This window comes from Pseudescherichia sp., assembly GCF_031998825.1.
Taxonomy (GTDB): domain Bacteria; phylum Pseudomonadota; class Gammaproteobacteria; order Enterobacterales; family Enterobacteriaceae; genus Pseudescherichia.
Map to the genome: position 1 here is coordinate 19,084 of NZ_DAMACX010000001.1, position 19,239 is coordinate 38,322.

Genomic DNA, 19,239 nt, shown 5'->3' on the forward strand with positions numbered 1-19,239 from the left:
GCGTTATAAGCCTGCCGGGGACTCCCCGGCAGAGCGTCTACAAGGCGGCGTTATTTCTGGCGCACGCCCTCAACGGAGATAATCAGATCCACTTCCTGCGATGCCGGACCGAGATCGGTGTTGATGTTGAAGTCCTTCAGCTTGATTTTACCCTCGGCCTCAAAGCCCGCGCGGACGCCGCCCCACGGATCGTCACCCTGACCAATCAGCTTCGCCTCAAGAGTAACCGGCTTGGTCACGCCGTTAAGGGTCAGGTTACCGGTGATATCCAGCTCGTCGCCATCTTTCTTAACGCCGGTTGAGGCAAAGGTCGCCTGCGGGAATTTCGCGACGTTAAGGAAATCCGCGCTGCGCAGGTGCTTATCACGCTCGGCGTGGTTGGTGTCAACGCTGTTGGTATTGATGGTGACATTAACCTTATCCGCGGCGGGATTCTGCTCGTCAAAGGTAAAGGTCCCGTCGAAATCTTTAAAGGTGCCGTAGAGCCAGCTGTAGCCGAGGTGCTGGATGCGGAAGTTAACGAAGGCGTGCTGGCCCTCTTTATCAATTTTGTAGTCAGCAGCCACTGCCGAACCGGTGGTGAACAGCAGCGCGCCGAAAGTTAATGCCAGCAGGTTTTTCTTCATCTTATGCTCCAGAGTCAGGGGACGATTTACCCAGCATACGTTTGAGGGTGTCGTCTTTATCAATAAAGTGGTGTTTAAGGGCCGCCAGGGCGTGCAGGACCGAGAGAATGACCACGCTCCATGCCAGCCACAGATGTAGGGTGCCCGCGAGATCGGCCTGCGCACCCGCGTCAGTCAGGGTAGCGGGGAGCTCAAACAGGCCAAACACGCTGATGGGTTGACCGTCGGCGGTAGAGATCAGATACCCGCTGATGACAATGGCGAACAGCAGGGCGTAAAGAGTGATATGCGCGGCAACGGCGGCGACATGGGTAAGCCGGGAGTAGGAGGCCAGCGCCTTAGGCGGCGGTGAGACATGACGCCAGATCAGGCGAACCACCAGACCCATCATCAGCAGCACGCCAATGCTTTTATGCAGCTCCGGGGCCTGATGATACCAGCCATCATAATAGCTCAGGGTGACCATCCACAGGCCAAGGGCAAACATGCCGTAAACCACAAGGGCAACTAGCCAGTGTAACGCAATAGAGACCGCGCCATAGCGGCGAGCAGAATTACGCAGTTGCATAAAGTTAACCATACTCAAATATAAAGTTAACTTAAAATGGCCTGCAAAAAATATTAATGCAACTTAAAAATAACAAAAGCGATCGCTATTTTATTTTGTTCAGTTTTTTTGCTTCGATTTGCCTGATAACTTTCAATGATTTCGTCTCAAACAACACGGCAATGCCTGTCATCTGAAGTTGCAGGCTAGTTAGCCTGCTTACGGTCATTCAAAAAAACTGCGTTAAAACCAGGGTTTATTAAAGTAATGTCAATTTTTGTCAATATTACCTATTCGGCATAGATTATATAAATAAGGTCAATTAACGCCAGCAGGGACCAGATAGCAATATAGGCCATCAAATGTTCGCGGACATTTTCAGTCAACCATGTAAATAACCGGCGCATTATATCTCCAGAGACAATTAAGCGAGAACAGGCCCACAAGGGGCCTTTTGCTTATCCTGCCATGAAACGTCGTAGCGAAAACGGGGTTAAATCAAACGTTGATGTTTTACCCGCCGCAAAATCGGCAGCAATTTCGCCCAGCACAGAAGCAAACTTAAATCCGTGCCCGCTCAGACCGGTGATCACCAGCGTGCCGGCGCTCTCCGGCAGCGTATCGATGATAAAGTCCTCATCCGGGGAGTTATCATAGGTGCAGGCTGCGCCATACAGGCAGCCGCCGATGCCTGGCAGGCACTGGCGCAGGAAGGGGAAGCACTCGGAGCCGTCGGTAGCCACGCGGCCAAAGGGCACGCGCTCATCCTCGCCGTTGATGGACTGTCCGCCGTTATGCCTGCCGATTTTCAGCGCATCGTCTTCCGCCGGGAAACCGTAGTACTGGTCGCCGTTCGCTAGCTCGCCGGTAAAGGCCGGGAAGTTGTTTTTGCGGCTGTAGCGACCATCGGCCTGATACCAGGCAAAGACCTTACGTACTGGCTGAATGGGCAGGGAGGGGAGCAGCTGCTTCACCCACGTTCCGGCGCTCACCAGCAGCTTCGCCCCCTGATACTCACCGTCGGCCGTCTCTACGGTTATCCCATCAGCATGGTGGTGGATCGCCGTCACCGGGCAGTTAAATAGCTGGGCACAGCCAGCTTCTCGGGCGAGGCGGATCCAGGTTTTTATCGCCAGCTCGCTCTTCAGCACGCCGGAGTTGGCTTCAAACAGGGCGATGTAATCATCAGGCACGCGGAATTCAGGCCAGCGTGCCATCAGCGCTGCAGCGTCAAGCTGCTCTACGTCAAGGTTAAACTGTTGGGCGCTCTGGGCAACGTTACGCAGAAAGTCAGAGTCGGCAGGCCCCAGGTTAACAACGCCGCTGCGGATAAACACCTCTTCACCGCTCTCGGCTGCCAGCTGCTCCCATAGCGCCTGCGCCCTGAGCACCAGCGGAACATACTTCTCGCCTTCACCATAGGCATGGCGGATCAGCCGCGTATCGCCATGGTGGCTACCCTGCTGGTGGGGTGGCATATGGGCATCGGTCATTAGCACCTTTAGCCCCGCCCGGGTGGCGTAATAGCCCGCAGCAGCGCCGACGGAACCGCTGCCGATAATAATGAGATCGTATTTCATAAGGCTCTCCTGGCAAAAACTGTGCTCAGGAGAGTAATTAACCCGTCGGCGTTATACAAGCCAGAAATAAATAAGGCACCCTAAGGGTGCCTGTTGGTTGAAAAATGAGCATTCATTAATGCCGCCTGTACTCGTTTTCCTGGTAGTCGCCAGATTCGATCTTGGCAATGCCGGCTTCTAAAATCGATATAAATTGACGGGCAACGTCGGTCGTTAACCACAGAGTCTGTCCGACCTCAGTGTCATCACGGTCAGCAGTGTCATTACGGTCAGCGTGGTTCGGGGTCTGGTAGTGCAGGCGCAGCATCAGCGCATCGTAGCTGTCCACGGTGCTGATGTCCCACCCTACGAGCGGATGGGTTTGAATGACTTCATTATTTTTTACCATTTTAACCCCCTAAATGCGTGTTTAAGGACAACGACTCTTGAGGTTCAATGCGTGTTTATTGAAGCAACTTAAGTATATCAATAATTAAGCAGATTGCGCTAATAAAAAAAGAGGGGCTCTTTTTTCTGAACTTTCTTAGAATTTTTTGAACAAGAAAACGACTAATTACGGCTTATTTATTACAGAGATAAGCGGCACCATCAGAATAATGCTTAAAAGTGAAAAAAAAGCCGGGGCGACCCGGCAAAAGCACAATAGGGAAACAACCATTAATCCTGCGTAAACCAGTCGTCAGCGCTCTCCCAGGTTTGCTGGAGGATCTCGCTAACACGCTCTTTATCACCTTTGGCACCACCGAGAACAGACAGATTGTTGGCGGCTGCATAGCGGACGGTCACCCTGTTTTCGGTATCGGGATAGTCGCTCTGCAGACGGCGGGAGAGTTCGCTTGCCAGCGCGTCAATCGCGCCCGGCGGTAAGGGTGTTGTTTTAGCGATGGTCACTTCGATACGCATGATTGCCCCCTGGATGATGTACTGTATTTTTATACAGTATAGACAAGGAACTTACAACAGGGGGCAGATTAATTTTTAGCGACGGATCCGCCAGTTAACGCGCTCACCCGCCAGGAAAGGGATCAGCGTGTCATCACTCAGGGCGATGCTTTCCGGCACCTGCTCCTCTTCGCGGACCAGCTCAACGTAACCTTCGTTGACCGGCAGACCGTAGAAGCGTGGGCCGTTGAGCGAGCAGAAGGCCTCAAGATGCGCCAGGGCGTTCATCTCTTCAAACACGGTGGCGTAGCTGGCCAGCGCCGTCGGAGCGTTGAAACAGCCTGCGCAGCCGCAGCTGGTCTCTTTACGCAGGCGAGCATGCGGGGCGGAGTCGGTACCGAGGAAGGCACGCTCAAAGCCGCTGGCGACCAGCTCACGCAGCGCCTGCTGATGGACGTTACGCTTCAGGATCGGCAGGCAGTAGAGATGCGGACGCACGCCGCCCACCAGCATATGGTTACGGTTGAACATCAGATGCTGCGGGGTGATAGTCGCCGCCAGCAGCTCGTTACCGTCACGTACATAGTCGGCTGCATCTTTGGTGGTGATGTGCTCAAACACGACCTTAAGCTCCGGCAGGCGCTGACGCAGCGGCTCCATCACCGTCTCAATAAAGCGTGCCTCGCGATCGAAAATATCGATCTCGGCGTGAGTCACTTCGCCGTGTACCAGCAGCGGCATACCCAGCGTCTGCATGCGCTCGAGCACCGGCATGATAGCGTCGATGCTGGTGACCCCGTGGCTGGAGTTGGTGGTAGCATTAGCCGGATAGAGCTTGGCAGCGGTAAATACGCCCTCTTTAAAACCGCGTTCGACTTCGTTGGGATCCAGCGAGTCGGTGAGGTAGCAGGTCATTAGCGGGGTAAAGTCGTGGCCGGCAGGGACGGCGGCAAGAATACGCTGGCGATAGGCGATGGCGGCATCAACGGTGGTCACCGGCGGCGCCAGGTTTGGCATCACGATAGCGCGGCCATAGGTTTCACTGGTATAGGGCACCACAGTCTTTAACATATCGCCATCGCGCAGATGTACGTGCCAGTCGTCAGGGCGGCGAATTTTCAAAACCTGGGGTTGTGCTGTCATGGTAGTGCTCCGGCTAAAGTAAAGTCAGTGATGGCTGGTTTTATGCCGGGCACTAAGCATAGGCGTAAACGTTTTCGTTTGCACCTCTTTCCTGATCGCAGAACCAAAATTGCCGCCTGCCAGCTCAGTTAACGAACGGGATAACAATCTCGCCAGCTTTGATCTCCAGCCCTTTGGCATACTTTTTCGCCAGCGCTTCGCCTTTGCTGCTGTCCTCGCTCAGAACGTAAGCGGGCTGCTGGTTAAAGTAGTTTTGCAGAGCCTGGTTCAGGTAAGGAAGCAGGCTCTGAACCACCGGCTGCATCTTCTGTGGCATCACCGAGGCGTCTACCACCTCCATCTGCTGAAGAAAGATCGCCCCTTTTTCCTTATTGAAAACCGGCAGCGCCTTGAGCTTTAGCTTGACGGTAGCCTGCTGGCTACCAAAGAGCGAGTTGAGATCCAGCCCGGCATCGCCGGAGAGGGTGACTTTGTTTGGCTCCTCACGGCCAATAGCGCTGACCAGATTATTCAGCACAATATGTGCATCCGCTACCCCCGGCAGGCCAAGATCGCGGGAGAAGTTATTGTGTTTCTGCAGCGCCTGGTTGATCTCCTGCTCGCTGACGGTGTACTGGGTGAGCTGGTTACAACCCGCCAGCAGGCCGCCTGCGACAAGGGCTGCGGCAAATAAAATCTTCTTCATGGGATCCCTCAAAAGCCATCCATTGATGCCATCGTGACACAAAGCAGTCTGGCGTGCCAGCAGGAGGCGTAACAGCAGAAAAGGCTGAAAGCGATGGCGGAAACCTGGGCTTCCGCCGGGCCGGAGGTTAAATTGCGATGGATGACAGAAGGTTAATTTGCGTCTGCTTAGCCATATTGTCGCGGTAGTCGGCGACGCGCGTAGGCCAGACGATACCGGGCACAATCGTCAGGTTGCGCAGCAGCGGGAAGAGGTGGATATCATCCTCGGAGAGTTCACCGTTAACCGCATTGGGCTGGACAATATGCTTATCCAGATCGCGCAGGTCGTCGCTGATTTTTTTTACCAGCCCAGGGGTATGGGCAAGATGTTCGCTAAAGTCGCCGATAGCCGCCTCTTTCTTATTGGTAAAGTAAGCCCGCGCTTCAGGCGTCGCAAACTCATCAAACGGCGCTTTGGCAAAGCGGGGGAGCAGCAGGCGGTTAGTGTACTCGTTGACTTTGCGTAACCATGCTTCAATGGCTGGCTTACGCGCACCGGTGAGCAGCGGTTCGCCGTCAAGTTGGTCAACGTACTTCACAATGTCCAGGCTCTCGGCCATGTAGCGGCTGTCATCTTTTTGCAGGATCGGCGCCATCTTCTGGCCAATCATGCGCGTAGGCGTGGCTTCATCATCGCTAAGTAATACGTTGAGTTCGACGGGCAGATTCTTCAGGCCGAAGATCATACGGGCTTTCAGGCAGTACGGGCAGTGATCGTAAATATAGAGCTTCACGTTTCCCCTCCAGGTGATGGTTGTCCGTAACCATCAGTATGGAAGAGAAAAAAGCGCCTTTCAAATCAGGCCTCAGGTTCGAGCACCCCTGGCTGGGTATGCCTGGGGCTGAACTGCCACCAGAGCGCAAGAAGAGTGACCAGGCCAATGGCTGAGAGCATCATCCACGGCAGCTCGGGCTGGCTGAACGCTTTCCCGGCGTCGAATAGCCAGCCACCCCCCGCGTAGCCAAGGAAACCGCCGAAGGCGAGACCGAGGCGGCTAAAGCCCATATAGCTGCCCCGTGCCCGGGAATTCGCCAGCTCGGCGCTCAGGGTTTCCCGCGCCGGTTCGGCAATAATCGAGCCGATATAGAACGTGCAAATTAATGTAAAGAGCTGCTGTAGCGAGCTGACCATGCCAATCGGCAGCAGGCTGAGGGCCATAAATAGCAGGCCAGCCATCAGGCGCTGCTCCAGGAGGAAGCGCTTTTCGCTCCAGCGAGCGAGCGGATAGAGCAGGGTCAGGGAGAGGCTCGCCTCAATGGCATACATCCATTTCACCGCCGCCGGAGAGCCTGCAATGTCATTAACCATGATGGGCAGCATCAGCATCACCTGTACCGCCAGCATGTAGTAGCCGGTTAGGGTGAGCACGTAGGTCACGAAGCGTTTGTCGCCCATCACCCGGCTGAGTCCCTCCCGCACCGGCGTTTTTACCGTCGAGAGCGTCCAGTTCGGCAGCAGCCAGGCGTTAAAGGCGGCGCAGAGGACAAAGATCACTGCGCCCGTAGCGCACACCAGGCGGAAATCGTACTGCAACAGCCAGCTGCCGAGCAGGGCACCAATCACCGCTCCGGCGCTGTCCTGCATCATCAGCAGCGAGAAGAAACGTCCGCGCAGGTGAGGGCGGATCAGCTTGACCACCAGCGCCGAGCGCGGCGGATCGAACAGCGTACCGCCGAGGCCGGAGAGGATGCATGAGCTCCAGAGCAGCCACGGCTCCTGCGCCACGGCCATAGTGGCGAAACCGGCGGCTCGCATCAGCATGCCGGTGACGATCATCGGCTTGGCACCGAAGCGATCGGCGATAGCGCCACCGAAGATCCCCAGCCCCTGCTGGATAAGCTGACGCAGGCCGAGGGCGATACCCACCATCAGGGCGGCCCAGCCGAGCTGATCCACAAAACGAATAGAAATAAGCGGGAAGACGACGAAAAAACCTAACACAACCAGCATATTATCAATAAGCAGGAAATATTTACCCAGGCGCCTGGCCTGCGATACGCGGGACATCTCCCCTCCCGGGAATGTCAAAAGAGTTACCCTGCTATTCTGCGTTGTTGCTGACTGTTTTCCCACCGTTGCGGCGACGATATTTTTTTATCAAAGCAACCCTTTGATTGATGCTCTTTATCGTAATAGTGGCGTGCCGCAGGTATAGTTATCCGCAGGGGTAATAAGACGTTTCGACAGGAGTGGTGATTAATGTTCGGCTATCGTAATAACGTTCCAAAAGCGCGCTTGACGACGGACCGGCTGGTGGTGCGTTTAGTGCATGAGCGCGATGCATGGCGTCTGGCAGACTACTACGCAGAAAACCGCCAGTTTTTAAAACCCTGGGAACCCATTCGCGATGAGAGCCACTGCTATCCGTCAGGCTGGCAGGCGCGTCTCAGCATGATTAACGAATTTCATAAGCAGGGGACCGCCTTCTACTTTGCGCTGCTTGACCCTGAAGAGAAAGAGATCATGGGCGTAGCCAACTTCTCCAACGTGGTGCGCGGCTCGTTTCACGCCTGCTATCTGGGCTACTCTATTGGTCAAAAGTGGCAGGGGCAGGGGCTGATGTTTGAGGCGCTGACCGCTGCGATCCGCTATATGCAGCGCACCCAGCATATACACCGCATTATGGCTAACTACATGCCGCACAACCAGCGCAGCGGTGGTCTGCTGGCGCGGCTGGGCTTTGAAAAAGAGGGCTATGCCAAAGCCTATCTGCTGATTGATGGTGAGTGGCGCGATCATGTGCTGACGGCGCTGACCACACCGGAGTGGACCGCAGGCCGCAACTAAGGAAATAATAAGATGAAAATCCTGTTAAGCCCCGCCGAAGCGCGGATTATCGGCTGCCTGCTGGAGAAGCAGGTCACGACCCCGGAGCAGTACCCTCTCTCTCTTAATGCAGTGGTGAGCGCTTGCAATCAAAAAACCAACCGTGAACCCGTTATGTCGCTGGGCGACGCCGAAGTGCAGGATCTCCTCGACGCCCTGGTTAAGCGGCACTATCTGCGTAACGTCAGCGGCTTCGGCAACCGGGTCACGAAATACGAGCAGCGCTTTTGTAACTCCGAATTTGGTAACCTCAAGCTCAGCAGCAGTGAGACGGCGCTCGTCACTACGCTGCTGCTGCGCGGCGCGCAGACCCCAGGCGAGCTGCGGATGCGGGCAGCGAGAATGCATGAGTTTGCCGACGTGCCGGAGGTTGAACAAACCTTAGAGGCGCTGGCAAGCCGGGAAGATGGGCCTTTTGTGGTCCGTCTGCCGCGCGAGCCGGGCAAACGTGAAAGCCGCTACATGCACCTGTTTAGCGGCGAAGCAGTTCCGGAGGCCACCGCCGATGTGAGCGAAGCGTTACCGTCAGAGGATCTCGCTACACGGGTGGCGGCGCTGGAGAGTGAAGTCGCCGAACTGAAGCAGCGTCTCGATTCGCTGCTGGCACACCTGGGAGATTAACCATGACACAGTTACGCATAGGCGTAGTGGGGCTGGGCGGTATCGCCCAGAAGGCCTGGCTGCCGGTACTGGGCGCGGCCACCGACTGGACGCTGCAGGCGGCCTGGTCGCCGTCGCGGGAGAAAGCGTTAGCCATTTGCCAGCGTTGGCGGGTGCCCTACGCCGGATCGCTGCCGGAGCTGGCCGCCCAGTGCGATGCGGTGTTTGTCCACACCTCTACCGCCTCGCACTACGCGGTGGTAAGCGAGCTGCTAAACGCCGGTGTGCATGTCTGCGTCGATAAACCGCTGGCGGAGAGCCTTGCCGATGCCGAGCGGCTGGTGGCGCTGGCCGCACGTAAGAATCTGATCCTGATGGTCGGCTTTAACCGCCGCTTCGCGCCGCTCTACCGCGATCTGAAAACCCGGCTGGCTGCCGGGGCCTCGCTGCGCATGGACAAGCACCGGAGCGACAGCGTCGGGCCGCAGGATCTGCGCTTTACGCTGCTGGATGACTACCTTCACGTGGTGGATACCGCCCTGTGGCTGGCGGGCGGCGAAGGCCAGCTCAACGGCGGCACGCTGCTCACCAATGACGAGGGGCAGATGATCTACGCCGAGCACCACTTTAGCCACGATGCTCTGCACATCACCACCAGCATGCATCGCCGGGCGGGTAGCCAGCGCGAGTGGGTGCAGGCGGTGACCGACGGCGGGCTGTACGACGTAACCGATATGCGCGAGTGGCGGGAAGAGCAGGGCAGCGGCATTAGGCTGCGTCCGATTCCCGGCTGGCAGAGCACCCTTGAGCAGCGCGGATTCGTTGGCTGCGCCCAACATTTTATCTCCTGCGTGAAAAATCAGACTGCGCCTGAAACTTCCGGTGAGCAGGCGGTGCTGGCCCAGCGCATCATTGACAGGCTCTGGCGCGAGGCGATGGCCGAATAACCCACTGTAGTATCTGGTAATAGTTTCTGGATGTAGTATTTCATCGCAATCCAGGTAGACTAAGCGCTTCTTCTAACGCCTGCTTTGCAGGCGTTTTGCCGCAGGGTTCGGATTAATACGGTAATGAATTTATTAAAATCGCTGGCTGCGGTCAGCTCGATGACTCTCTTTTCTCGCGTGTTGGGTTTTGCTCGCGACGCCATTGTGGCGCGGGTGTTTGGCGCAGGGATGGCAACTGACGCCTTCTTCGTGGCGTTCAAACTCCCCAACCTGCTGCGTCGTATCTTTGCCGAAGGTGCGTTCTCTCAGGCCTTCGTGCCGATTCTGGCCGAGTACAAAAGCAAGCAGGGGGAGGATGCCACCCGCGTCTTTGTCGCCTATGTCTCTGGTCTGCTCACGCTGGTGCTGGCGATTGTCACCCTCGCCGGGATGCTGGCCGCGCCCTGGGTAATTATGGTCACCGCGCCGGGCTTTGCCGATACCGCCGACAAGTTTGCGCTCACTACCCAGCTGCTGAAGATCACCTTTCCCTACATTCTGCTGATTTCGCTGGCCTCGCTGGTGGGGGCGATCCTTAACACCTGGAACCGCTTTTCGGTGCCGGCCTTCGCGCCTACCTTCTTAAACATCAGCATGATTGGTTTTGCGCTCTTTGCCGCGCCGCTGTTTCACCCTCCGGTGCTGGCCCTGGCCTGGGCAGTCACCGTCGGCGGCGTATTGCAGCTCTTCTACCAGCTGCCGCACCTCAAAAAGATCGGCATGCTGGTGCTGCCGCGCATCAGCTTTCGTGATGCGGGGGCGATCCGTGTCGTTAAGCAGATGGGACCCGCTATTCTTGGCGTCTCGGTCAGCCAGATCTCACTGATCATCAACACCATATTTGCCTCGTTCCTGGTCTCCGGTTCGGTCTCGTGGATGTACTACGCCGACCGCCTGATGGAGTTCCCTTCTGGCGTGCTGGGCGTGGCGCTGGGCACTATCCTGCTCCCGTCGCTCTCCCGCAGCTTCGCCAGCGGCAACCACGACGAATACTGCCGCCTGATGGACTGGGGCCTGCGCCTCTGCTTCCTGCTGGCGCTGCCGAGCGCCGTGGCGCTGGGGATCCTCGCCAAACCGCTAACGGTCTCGCTGTTCCAGTACGGTAAATTCTCCGCCTTCGACGCGCTGATGACCCAGCGGGCGCTGGTAGCCTACTCCGTGGGGCTGATGGGGCTTATTGTGGTGAAGGTCCTGGCACCGGGGTTCTACTCGCGACAGGATATCAAAACCCCGGTTAAAATCGCCATTGTCACGCTGATTGTGACCCAGCTGATGAACCTGGCCTTTATCGGCCCGTTCAAACACGCCGGACTGGCGCTGTCGATTGGCCTTGCTGCCTGCCTCAACGCCAGCCTGCTCTACTGGCAGCTGCGTAAGCAGCAGATTTTTACCCCGCAGCCGGGCTGGCAGCGTTTCCTGCTGCGTCTGGTCGTGGCGGTGGTGGTGATGGCCGCAGCGCTGTTAGGCGTGCTCTCGATCATGCCGGAGTGGTCGCAGGGGACGATGGCCTGGCGTCTGCTGCGCCTGATGGCGGTGGTGGCGGTGGGGGCCATAGCCTACTTCGCCACGCTGGCGCTGCTGGGCTTTAAAGTGAAAGAGTTTGCTCGCCGGACGGCGTAAAATAGCTCAGGCCTGGGCAGCGCGCCCGGGCCTGCGCGGTGAGAGGTCAGATGGAGATTTTCTTGCCGCCGCGGTGGGACACTGAAGTCTGGCCATTTGCGCCGTAGAGGGCAGGCTCCTGATGCGGTTTTAACACCTCCAGCGCCTGTCTGTTGCGCTGGATCTGATCTTCCAGCAGCCAGCCGTTGTGCTGGTTAAGCTCGCGCAGGTGCTGCGTTTTTTTGGTGATAGTCAGCCAGCGGCCCGCGATATCATCGTTTGCGCTCTGCTTCATATTCTGTTCGGCACGACGCTGCTGTTCAAGATAGTCCAGCGTGGCGAGCAACGAACTCTTCTCTTCGGTAATACGCTGTAGCGCGCTGCCGTTGATCTGGCCCGCCGAAAGATGTTGTTGCTCAGCATCCATCACGCCTTTCAGCGCGTTCAGGATAACTGTCATTTGATCAAGAACTTCTGACAGTTTGCTCATACGCTCACTTACTCTGTAAGAAACTCTGCGCTTCGCTAATCAGGGCATCGGCAATTTTGCCGGTATCCATTTTCAGCTCGCCGTTGCGGATCGCGGTTTTCAGGGCTTCCACGCGCTCCATATTGATATCTTCACTGCCCGCCTGGGTCAGTTTGGTTTGCGCATTGCTAATGGTGACGCTGGTGCTGTTCGCCGTAGCGGATTTTTCCAGACGCGCTTTTGGAGTCTGAGTGTCGTTAGTTTCGCGCGGCTGGACAGTGCTTACCGGCTTTAATGGCGATGTACGATCAATGCTCATAGTGTTGTCCTCATCGAGGGTTCGCGGCGTTAGGGCTTGCCATCATCATATATTGCTTAATTATCGGCAAGGGCCGCAAAATCTTTAAAAAGATTACAGATTAATAAGAATATTCCCATCAGGCGCCACCGTTCCGCTCACCACCTGGCCCGATGCCATCCGCACGCGGGCGTTTTGCGCCACCGAGGCGTTGTTCAGGGCCTTGCCTTCACCGTTTACGCTAAAGCCGTCGCCGCTGGCGATCACCTGTACACGCTCTCCGGCTTTTACGCGCCATGACTGGCGCAGCATCGAGAGCTGAATGGCCTGGCCCGGCGCGAGATCGCGCAGGCTTACCGCATCCTGGGCCTGGTTGATATCCAGCATGCTGCGCGGCGGGAGCCGATCCAGACGGCCACGCTTCAGGGTCACGCTGCCCGGCTCCAGCGTGCTACCACGCGTAATCGCCTGGGCTGCTACAACGTAGTTGCCGGTCGCCTCTACCATGACCTGTAAATAGCGTTTCTCATTGGCGCACTGGGCCAGCACGTTAACGCTGCCCCACAGCTTCGCGTTACCCGCGACGCTTAGCGCCGGTTGTTCACAGGCAGGCAGAAGATTCGCCGGGGTTCGCACCTTAACGGCGACCTCATCGCTAAAGCCCGCCAGCCGTTGGGAAAAAAAGGTGGTCAGCTGGGCGGTGAGATCCTGGGCCGACGCCAGTGGGCTGGCGAACAGCAAAATTGCGCCGCATACGCTTTTCACACTGTGCATGACTTGCTCCTGCCTGGATTAGAGAGTGAGGGGATTTTACCCGTACGGCAGATCTATCAACGCAATAAATAGCGACGCATTTTGCGTTTATTCCAACGATAAGGCGTGCCCTCTGCCCTTTAAGCTGTCATCTGTCATTTTCTCATCAGCGTAACGTCATCAGCGGGGGAGACATGCTCGATAAACTCGATGCCGCGCTACGATTTCAGCAAGAAGCATTAAACCTGCGCGCCCAGCGCCAGGAAGTTCTGGCCGCCAATATTGCCAACGCCGATACCCCGGGGTATCAGGCGCGCGATATGGATTTTGCCAGCGAACTTAAAAAAGTGATGGAGCGCGGCCGGGCCGAAACCAGCGGTGTATCGCTGGCGCTGACCTCCAGCCGTCATATTCCTGCCCAGACCATCGCTGCACCGTCTACTGAACTGCTCTATCGCATTCCCGATCAGCCTTCACTGGACGGTAACACCGTCGATATGGACCGGGAGCGTACCCAGTTTGCCGATAACAGCCTGCAATACCAGACCGGGCTGAGCGTTCTGGGTGGACAGATCAAAGGCATGATGAGCGTGCTGCAGGGGGGGAATTAATAGATGGCACTACTGAACATTTTTGATATCGCCGGATCGGCGCTGACCGCTCAGTCCCAGCGGCTGAACGTGGCGGCCAGTAACCTGGCCAACGCCGATAGCGCCACCGGCCCGGACGGCCAGCCTTACCGCGCTAAGCAGGTAGTTTTCCAGGTCAATGCCGCAGCGGGCGCACCCACTGGCGGCGTCAAGGTCGCCAGCGTTATTGAGAGCCAGGCCCCGGACAAGCTGGTCTTTGAGCCAGGCAACCCGCTTGCCGATGCGAAAGGCTACGTGCGGATGCCCAACGTGGACGTCGTCGGTGAGATGGTTAACTCCATGTCCGCCTCGCGCAGCTACCAGGCAAACGTTGAAGTACTTAACACCGTGAAGAGCATGATGCTGAAAACGCTCACGCTTGGCTCGTAAAGGAGAGTCGCATGTCTATTGCTGTAAATCTCAACGACACCACCAGCACTACCGCCACATCGACAGCTACCAGCGCGGCAAGCGGCAGTAGCGCAACGGATCTGCAGAGCAGCTTTCTGACGCTGCTGGTTGCCCAGCTTAAAAACCAGGATCCCACCAATCCGATGGAGAATAACGAGCTGACCACCCAGTTGGCGCAGATCAATACCGTCAGCGGCATTGAGAAGCTCAATACCACCCTGGGCGCTATCTCCGGTCAGATCGACAACAGCCAGTCGTTACAGGCGAGCACCCTGATCGGTCACGGCGTGATGATCCCTGGTACCACCGTGCTGGCGGGTAGCGAAACGACGACACCGTTTGGCGTTGAGCTGACCCAGGCGGCGGATAAAGTTACCGCGACCATCACCGATAAAAACAACGTGGTGGTGCGCACCATCGATATTGGCGGCCTGAGCGCGGGTGTTCACACCTTTAGCTGGGACGGCAAGATGACCGACGGCACTGCCGCGCCGGACAGCGCCTACACCGTTTCTATCAGCGCCAGCAGCGGCTCCACCCAGCTGGTGGCCCAGCCGCTGCAGTTTGCGCTGGTGCAGGGCATTACCAAAGGCAGCACCGGTAACACCTTAGATTTGGGTACCTACGGTACCACCACCCTCGACGAAGTACGGCAGATTATATAAGCCTTTACACTTATCAGGAGTAAGTCATGGCCTTTTCACAAGCGGTCAGCGGCCTGAATGCTGCGGCCACCAACCTCGATGTCATTGGTAACAACATCGCCAACTCCGCCACCTATGGCTTTAAATCTGGCACCGCGTCCTTCGCCGATATGTTTGCCGGTTCTAAAGTCGGTCTCGGCGTGAAGGTTGCGGGTATTACCCAGGATTTCACCGACGGCACAACCACCAACACCGGCCGTGGCCTGGACGTTGCCATCAGCCAGAGCGGCTTCTTCCGCCTGGTCGACAGCAACGGTTCGGTATTCTACAGCCGCAACGGCCAGTTCAAGCTGGATGAAAACCGCAATATCGTTAACATGCAGGGTCTGCAGCTGACCGGCTTCCCGGCCACCGGCACCCCGCCGACCATCCAGCAGGGCGCAAACCCGACGGCGATCTCCATTCCGAACACGCTGATGTCGGCAAAAACGACCACCACCGCCGCGATGCAGATCAACCTTAACTCCTCTGATGCACTGCCGTCGATCGCGACGTTCGATCCGACCAATGCTGACAGCTACAACAAAAAAGGATCTGTCACTGTTTATGACACCCAGGGCAACGCTCATGACATGAACGTTTACTATGTCAAAACGGCCAATAACACCTGGGATGTCTGGACGCAAGACTCCAGCGTAACGGGTGCAACGGCAACGAAATCGGCGCAGATGAGTTTTGATAACAACGGTAACCTGGACGAGGTGAGGAACTATACCCTTAACACCACGACCAATCCGGCATCCTGGGATCTGGCAGTGGCCCCTAACGCCCAGCCGCAGGTCAAGATTATTACCGCTGCGCTAAATGGTGCGACGCCAGCATCTTTTAGCCTGAGCTTCCTGAACTCCATGCAGCAGAACACCGGCGCAAACAACATCGTGGCGACCAGCCAGAACGGCTACAAGCCGGGTGACCTGGTGAGCTATCAGATCAACGACGATGGCACCGTAGTGGGTAACTACTCTAACGAGCAGACCCAGCTGCTGGGCCAGATCGTGCTGGCTAACTTCGCTAACAACGAAGGCCTGGCGTCCGAAGGCGACAACGTCTGGACGGCGACCCAGTCCTCCGGCGTGGCGCTGCTGGGCACCGCAGGCAACGGTAACTTCGGTACCCTGACCAACGGCGCGCTGGAAGCATCCAACACCGATCTGAGTAAAGAGCTGGTCAATATGATCGTCGCGCAGCGTAACTATCAGTCGAACGCGCAGACCATCAAAACCCAGGATCAGATCCTTAACACCCTGGTTAACCTGCGCTAAGCGCCTGACGGGACGGCTTCATGGATCACGCAATATATACCGCGATGGGCGCGGCCAGCCAGACGCTCAACCAGCAGGCGGTCACGGCCAGCAACCTCGCGAACGCCTCCACGCCAGGCTTTCGTGCGCAGCTCAATGCGCTGCGCGCCGTGCCGGTAGAGGGCCTGTCGCTGCCTACGCGCACGCTGGTAACCGCGTCTACTCCCGGCGCGGATATGACGCCGGGCCAGATGGATTACACCTCCCGCCCGCTGGACGTTGCGCTGCAACAGGACGGCTGGCTGGCGGTGCAGACCCCGGACGGCACCGAGGGCTATACCCGCAACGGTAACATGCAGGTTAGCCCAGCGGGCCAGCTGACCATCCAGGGCAACCCGGTAATGGGCGATGCGGGTCCAATTGCCGTGCCGGAAGGGGCAGAGATCACCATTGCGGCGGACGGCACCATCTCAGCGCTGACCCCGGGGGATCCGCCTAATACGGTGTCGCCAATTGGCAAGCTGAAGCTGGTCAAGGCGACCGGGGCTGAAGTGGTGCGCGGCGATGACGGCATGTTCCGTCTCAGCCAGGCTGCCCAGGCGACCCGTGGCGCAACCCTGCAGGCCGATCCCACCATCCGCGTGATGTCGGGCGTGCTGGAGGGGAGCAACGTCAAGCCGGTTGAAGCGATGACCGATATGATCGCCAGCGCGCGTCGCTTTGAGATGCAGATGAAGGTCATCAGCAGCGTTGATGAAAATGAGCAGCGTGCTAACTCACTGCTGTCGATGAGCTAATACAGGACTATTTATGATTAACTCCTTATGGATTGCCAAGACCGGCCTCGACGCCCAGCAAACCAATATGGACGTCATCGCCAACAACCTGGCGAACGTCAGCACTAACGGTTTCAAGCGTCAGCGTGCGGTCTTTGAAGATCTGCTCTATCAGACCGTTCGCCAGCCAGGCGCGCAGTCTTCCGAGCAGACTACGCTGCCGTCAGGCCTGCAGATTGGTACCGGCGTGCGTCCGGTGGCCACCGAGCGCCTGCACAGCCAGGGTAACCTCTCCCAGACCAACAACAGCAAAGACGTGGCGATCAAAGGCCAGGGTTTCTTCCAGGTGATGCTGCCGGATGGTACCTCGGCCTATACCCGTGACGGCTCTTTCCAGGTGGATCAGAATGGCCAGCTGGTGACCGCAGGCGGCTTCCAGGTGCAGCCGGCGATCACTATTCCGGCAAACTCCCTGAGCATCACCATCGGCCGTGACGGCGTAGTGAGCGTGACCCAGCAGGGCCAGGCCGCGCCGGTACAGGTAGGACAGCTCAACCTGACTACCTTTATGAACGATACCGGTCTGGAAAGCATTGGTGAGAACCTCTACACCGAAACGCAGTCCTCCGGCGCGCCGAACGATACGACGCCCGGCCTGAACGGTGCGGGGCTGCTCTACCAGGGGTATGTTGAAACCTCTAACGTGAACGTGGCTGAAGAGCTGGTGAATATGATCCAGGTTCAGCGCGCTTACGAAATTAACAGTAAAGCCGTATCGACCACCGATCAGATGCTGCAAAAACTGACGCAACTCTAAGGCGCGCTCCGGCGCGGTGGTAATCGCCGCGCCGGGCCCCTGATTTCGAAGATGAAAGCAATGCATAAATCCGCCGCGTTTCGTTATCCGCTTATGGCTTTGGTGGCACTTACCCTTAACGGGTGTGCCTGGATCCCCTCGACGCCGCTGGTGCAGGGCGCAACCACCGCGCAGCCCACGCCAGGCCCGCAGCCCATTGTCAACGGCTCTATTTTTCAGACTGCCCAGCCGATTAACTACGGCTATCAACCGCTGTTTGAGGATCGCAGACCGCGTAACGTAGGCGATACGCTGACCATCGTGCTGCAAGAGAACGTCAGCGCCAGTAAAAGCTCGTCGGCGAACGCCAGCCGCGACGGCAAAACCAACTTCGGCGTTGATACCACGCCGCGCTACTTAGAAGGCCTGTTTGGCAACGCCCGTGCGGATGTCGATGCCTCCGGCGGCAACAGCTTTAACGGTAAGGGTGGGGCCAACGCCAGCAACACCTTCAGCGGAACGCTGACCGTCACGGTTGACCAGGTATTGGCCAATGGCAACTTACACGTTGTGGGTGAAAAACAGATCGCCATTAACCAGGGCACTGAGTTCATCCGCTTCTCGGGTGTCGTGAACCCACGCACCATCAGCGGCAGCAACTCCGTTCCGTCCACCCAGGTGGCGGATGCGCGCATCGAATATGTCGGCAACGGCTATATCAATGAAGCGCAGAATATGGGCTGGCTGCAACGCTTCTTCCTTAACCTCTCGCCGATGTAACGGGGTGACCAATGTTTAAATATCTGGCAGGGATCGCGCTGGTACTGGTAGCTACACTTGCCCAGGCCGAGCGCATCCGCGACCTCACCAGCGTACAGGGCGTACGACAGAACTCACTGATTGGCTACGGGCTGGTTGTCGGCCTTGACGGTACGGGGGACCAGACCACCCAGACGCCGTTCACTACCCAGAGCCTGAATAACATGCTCTCCCAGATGGGGATCACCGTTCCCGCCGGGACCAACATGCAGCTCAAGAACGTGGCGGCGGTGATGGTGACCGCTCAGTTCCCGGCCTTTGCTCGCCAGGGGCAGACCATCGACGTGGTGGTCTCCTCAATGGGTAACGCCAAGAGCCTGCGCGGCGGTACGCTCATCATGACCCCGCTGAAAGGGGTTGATAACCAGGTCTATGCTCTGGCGCAGGGTAACGTGCTGGTCGGCGGCGCGGGCGCGGCGGCAGGCGGCAGCAGCGTGCAGGTTAACCAACTCAACGGCGGACGTATCACCGGCGGCGCGGTTGTCGAGCGTGAGCTGCCGAGCCAGTTTGGCTCCGGTAACACCATCAACCTGCAGCTGAACCAGGAAGATTTCACCCTCGCGCAGCAGATTACCGACACCATTAACCGCGCGCGCGGCTACGGCAGCGCCTCGGCGCTGGATGCGCGCACTATTCAGATCCGCGTCCCGAGCGGCAACAGCTCGCAGGTGCGTTTCCTCGCCGATATCCAGAATATGGAAGTGGGCGTAGCGCCGCAGGATGCGAAGGTCGTGATCAACTCCCGCACCGGCTCAGTAGTCATGAACCGCGAAGTGACGCTGGACAGCTGCGCAGTGGCGCAGTGTAACCTCTCGGTGACCGTAAAC

25 protein-coding genes are annotated in these 19,239 nt (G+C 57.6%); 12 read left to right on the forward strand and 13 right to left on the reverse strand.

Annotated features, from left to right (window positions below):
* Window positions 1-50: 50 nt before the first annotated feature.
* The 10 genes from RTP97_RS00115 to mdtH all read right to left on the reverse strand — a co-directional run bounded on the left by RTP97_RS00115 (window position 51) and on the right by mdtH (window position 7,512).
* The gene (locus RTP97_RS00115) at window positions 51-626 is read right to left on the reverse strand and encodes a YceI family protein (RefSeq protein WP_238084310.1); all 576 of its coding nucleotides are present in this window, start codon (window positions 624-626) and stop codon (window positions 51-53) included.
* Window position 627: 1 nt separating this feature from the next.
* A complete protein-coding gene (locus RTP97_RS00120) occupies window positions 628-1,194 on the reverse strand; it encodes a cytochrome b (RefSeq protein WP_312409749.1) in 567 nt (188 codons plus the stop codon).
* Between the two features lie 269 nt (window positions 1,195-1,463).
* Window positions 1,464-1,580, reverse strand: a complete 117-nt coding sequence (locus tag RTP97_RS00125) for a YceO family protein (RefSeq protein WP_312409751.1) — start codon at window positions 1,578-1,580, stop codon at window positions 1,464-1,466.
* A 51-nt stretch (window positions 1,581-1,631) separates the two neighbouring features.
* Window positions 1,632-2,753 carry an N-methyl-L-tryptophan oxidase gene (solA, locus tag RTP97_RS00130; RefSeq protein WP_312409753.1) on the reverse strand — a complete coding sequence of 374 codons (1,122 nt, stop codon included), beginning with the start codon at window positions 2,751-2,753 and terminating at the stop codon, window positions 1,632-1,634.
* 115 nt (window positions 2,754-2,868) lie between these two features.
* Window positions 2,869-3,141 (reverse strand): biofilm formation regulator BssS, encoded by a 273-nt coding sequence (gene bssS / locus RTP97_RS00135; RefSeq protein ID WP_312409755.1) that lies wholly within the window; start codon window positions 3,139-3,141, stop codon window positions 2,869-2,871.
* A gap of 269 nt (window positions 3,142-3,410) precedes the next feature.
* Window positions 3,411-3,656 carry a DNA damage-inducible protein I gene (gene dinI, locus RTP97_RS00140; RefSeq protein WP_312210740.1) on the reverse strand — a complete coding sequence of 82 codons (246 nt, stop codon included), beginning with the start codon at window positions 3,654-3,656 and terminating at the stop codon, window positions 3,411-3,413.
* Between the two features lie 75 nt (window positions 3,657-3,731).
* Entirely contained in the window at window positions 3,732-4,778 is a 1,047-nt protein-coding gene (pyrC, locus tag RTP97_RS00145) for a dihydroorotase (protein ID WP_312409757.1), read from the reverse strand.
* A gap of 124 nt (window positions 4,779-4,902) precedes the next feature.
* The gene (locus RTP97_RS00150; RefSeq protein WP_312210744.1) at window positions 4,903-5,463 is read right to left on the reverse strand and encodes a lipoprotein; all 561 of its coding nucleotides are present in this window, start codon (window positions 5,461-5,463) and stop codon (window positions 4,903-4,905) included.
* Window positions 5,464-5,590: 127 nt separating this feature from the next.
* Window positions 5,591-6,238, reverse strand: a complete 648-nt coding sequence (gene grxB / locus RTP97_RS00155) for a glutaredoxin 2 (protein WP_312409760.1) — start codon at window positions 6,236-6,238, stop codon at window positions 5,591-5,593.
* A 65-nt stretch (window positions 6,239-6,303) separates the two neighbouring features.
* Window positions 6,304-7,512, reverse strand: a complete 1,209-nt coding sequence (gene mdtH, locus RTP97_RS00160) for a multidrug efflux MFS transporter MdtH (protein ID WP_312409763.1) — start codon at window positions 7,510-7,512, stop codon at window positions 6,304-6,306.
* A gap of 192 nt (window positions 7,513-7,704) precedes the next feature.
* On the opposite strand from mdtH, the gene rimJ reads away from it, so the two are divergent.
* The 4 genes from rimJ to murJ all read left to right on the forward strand — a co-directional run bounded on the left by rimJ (window position 7,705) and on the right by murJ (window position 11,537).
* Window positions 7,705-8,292, forward strand: coding sequence for a ribosomal protein S5-alanine N-acetyltransferase (gene rimJ / locus RTP97_RS00165; RefSeq protein WP_312409765.1), 588 nt, complete (start codon window positions 7,705-7,707; stop codon window positions 8,290-8,292).
* A gap of 12 nt (window positions 8,293-8,304) precedes the next feature.
* Window positions 8,305-8,952 (forward strand): YceH family protein, encoded by a 648-nt coding sequence (locus RTP97_RS00170; protein WP_312409767.1) that lies wholly within the window; start codon window positions 8,305-8,307, stop codon window positions 8,950-8,952.
* Window positions 8,953-8,954: 2 nt separating this feature from the next.
* Complete coding sequence (locus RTP97_RS00175) at window positions 8,955-9,878, forward strand: Gfo/Idh/MocA family oxidoreductase (protein WP_312409769.1); 924 nt, start codon at window positions 8,955-8,957, stop codon at window positions 9,876-9,878.
* A 123-nt stretch (window positions 9,879-10,001) separates the two neighbouring features.
* Complete coding sequence (gene murJ / locus RTP97_RS00180; protein ID WP_312409771.1) at window positions 10,002-11,537, forward strand: murein biosynthesis integral membrane protein MurJ; 1,536 nt, start codon at window positions 10,002-10,004, stop codon at window positions 11,535-11,537.
* 46 nt (window positions 11,538-11,583) lie between these two features.
* Here the strand turns inward: murJ and flgN are convergent, their stop codons facing one another.
* The 3 genes from flgN to flgA all read right to left on the reverse strand — a co-directional run bounded on the left by flgN (window position 11,584) and on the right by flgA (window position 13,057).
* Window positions 11,584-12,006 carry a flagella biosynthesis chaperone FlgN gene (gene flgN / locus RTP97_RS00185; RefSeq protein WP_312210754.1) on the reverse strand — a complete coding sequence of 141 codons (423 nt, stop codon included), beginning with the start codon at window positions 12,004-12,006 and terminating at the stop codon, window positions 11,584-11,586.
* A 4-nt stretch (window positions 12,007-12,010) separates the two neighbouring features.
* Window positions 12,011-12,304: a flagellar biosynthesis anti-sigma factor FlgM gene (gene flgM, locus RTP97_RS00190; RefSeq protein ID WP_312210756.1), complete on the reverse strand. Its 294-nt coding sequence runs from the start codon at window positions 12,302-12,304 to the stop codon at window positions 12,011-12,013.
* Window positions 12,305-12,397: 93 nt separating this feature from the next.
* Window positions 12,398-13,057: a flagellar basal body P-ring formation chaperone FlgA gene (gene flgA / locus RTP97_RS00195; protein ID WP_312409774.1), complete on the reverse strand. Its 660-nt coding sequence runs from the start codon at window positions 13,055-13,057 to the stop codon at window positions 12,398-12,400.
* 173 nt (window positions 13,058-13,230) lie between these two features.
* Between flgA and flgB the strand changes: the two genes are divergently transcribed.
* The 8 genes from flgB to RTP97_RS00235 form a co-directional block, all read left to right on the forward strand.
* Complete coding sequence (gene flgB, locus RTP97_RS00200; RefSeq protein WP_312210760.1) at window positions 13,231-13,647, forward strand: flagellar basal body rod protein FlgB; 417 nt, start codon at window positions 13,231-13,233, stop codon at window positions 13,645-13,647.
* Window positions 13,648-13,650: 3 nt separating this feature from the next.
* Window positions 13,651-14,055: a flagellar basal body rod protein FlgC gene (gene flgC, locus RTP97_RS00205; RefSeq protein WP_312210762.1), complete on the forward strand. Its 405-nt coding sequence runs from the start codon at window positions 13,651-13,653 to the stop codon at window positions 14,053-14,055.
* 11 nt (window positions 14,056-14,066) lie between these two features.
* Window positions 14,067-14,741, forward strand: coding sequence for a flagellar hook assembly protein FlgD (gene flgD / locus RTP97_RS00210; RefSeq protein WP_312210764.1), 675 nt, complete (start codon window positions 14,067-14,069; stop codon window positions 14,739-14,741).
* A 26-nt stretch (window positions 14,742-14,767) separates the two neighbouring features.
* Window positions 14,768-16,042, forward strand: coding sequence for a flagellar hook protein FlgE (gene flgE, locus RTP97_RS00215; RefSeq protein WP_312409777.1), 1,275 nt, complete (start codon window positions 14,768-14,770; stop codon window positions 16,040-16,042).
* Window positions 16,043-16,062: 20 nt separating this feature from the next.
* Window positions 16,063-16,818, forward strand: a complete 756-nt coding sequence (locus RTP97_RS00220; protein WP_312210767.1) for a flagellar basal body rod protein FlgF — start codon at window positions 16,063-16,065, stop codon at window positions 16,816-16,818.
* Between the two features lie 13 nt (window positions 16,819-16,831).
* The gene (flgG, locus tag RTP97_RS00225) at window positions 16,832-17,614 is read left to right on the forward strand and encodes a flagellar basal-body rod protein FlgG (protein WP_268108376.1); all 783 of its coding nucleotides are present in this window, start codon (window positions 16,832-16,834) and stop codon (window positions 17,612-17,614) included.
* A 60-nt stretch (window positions 17,615-17,674) separates the two neighbouring features.
* Window positions 17,675-18,373, forward strand: a complete 699-nt coding sequence (gene flgH / locus RTP97_RS00230) for a flagellar basal body L-ring protein FlgH (protein WP_103821230.1) — start codon at window positions 17,675-17,677, stop codon at window positions 18,371-18,373.
* 11 nt (window positions 18,374-18,384) lie between these two features.
* Window positions 18,385-19,239: flagellar basal body P-ring protein FlgI (locus RTP97_RS00235; RefSeq protein WP_312409781.1), on the forward strand; the 855-nt coding region annotated here is incomplete at its 3' end.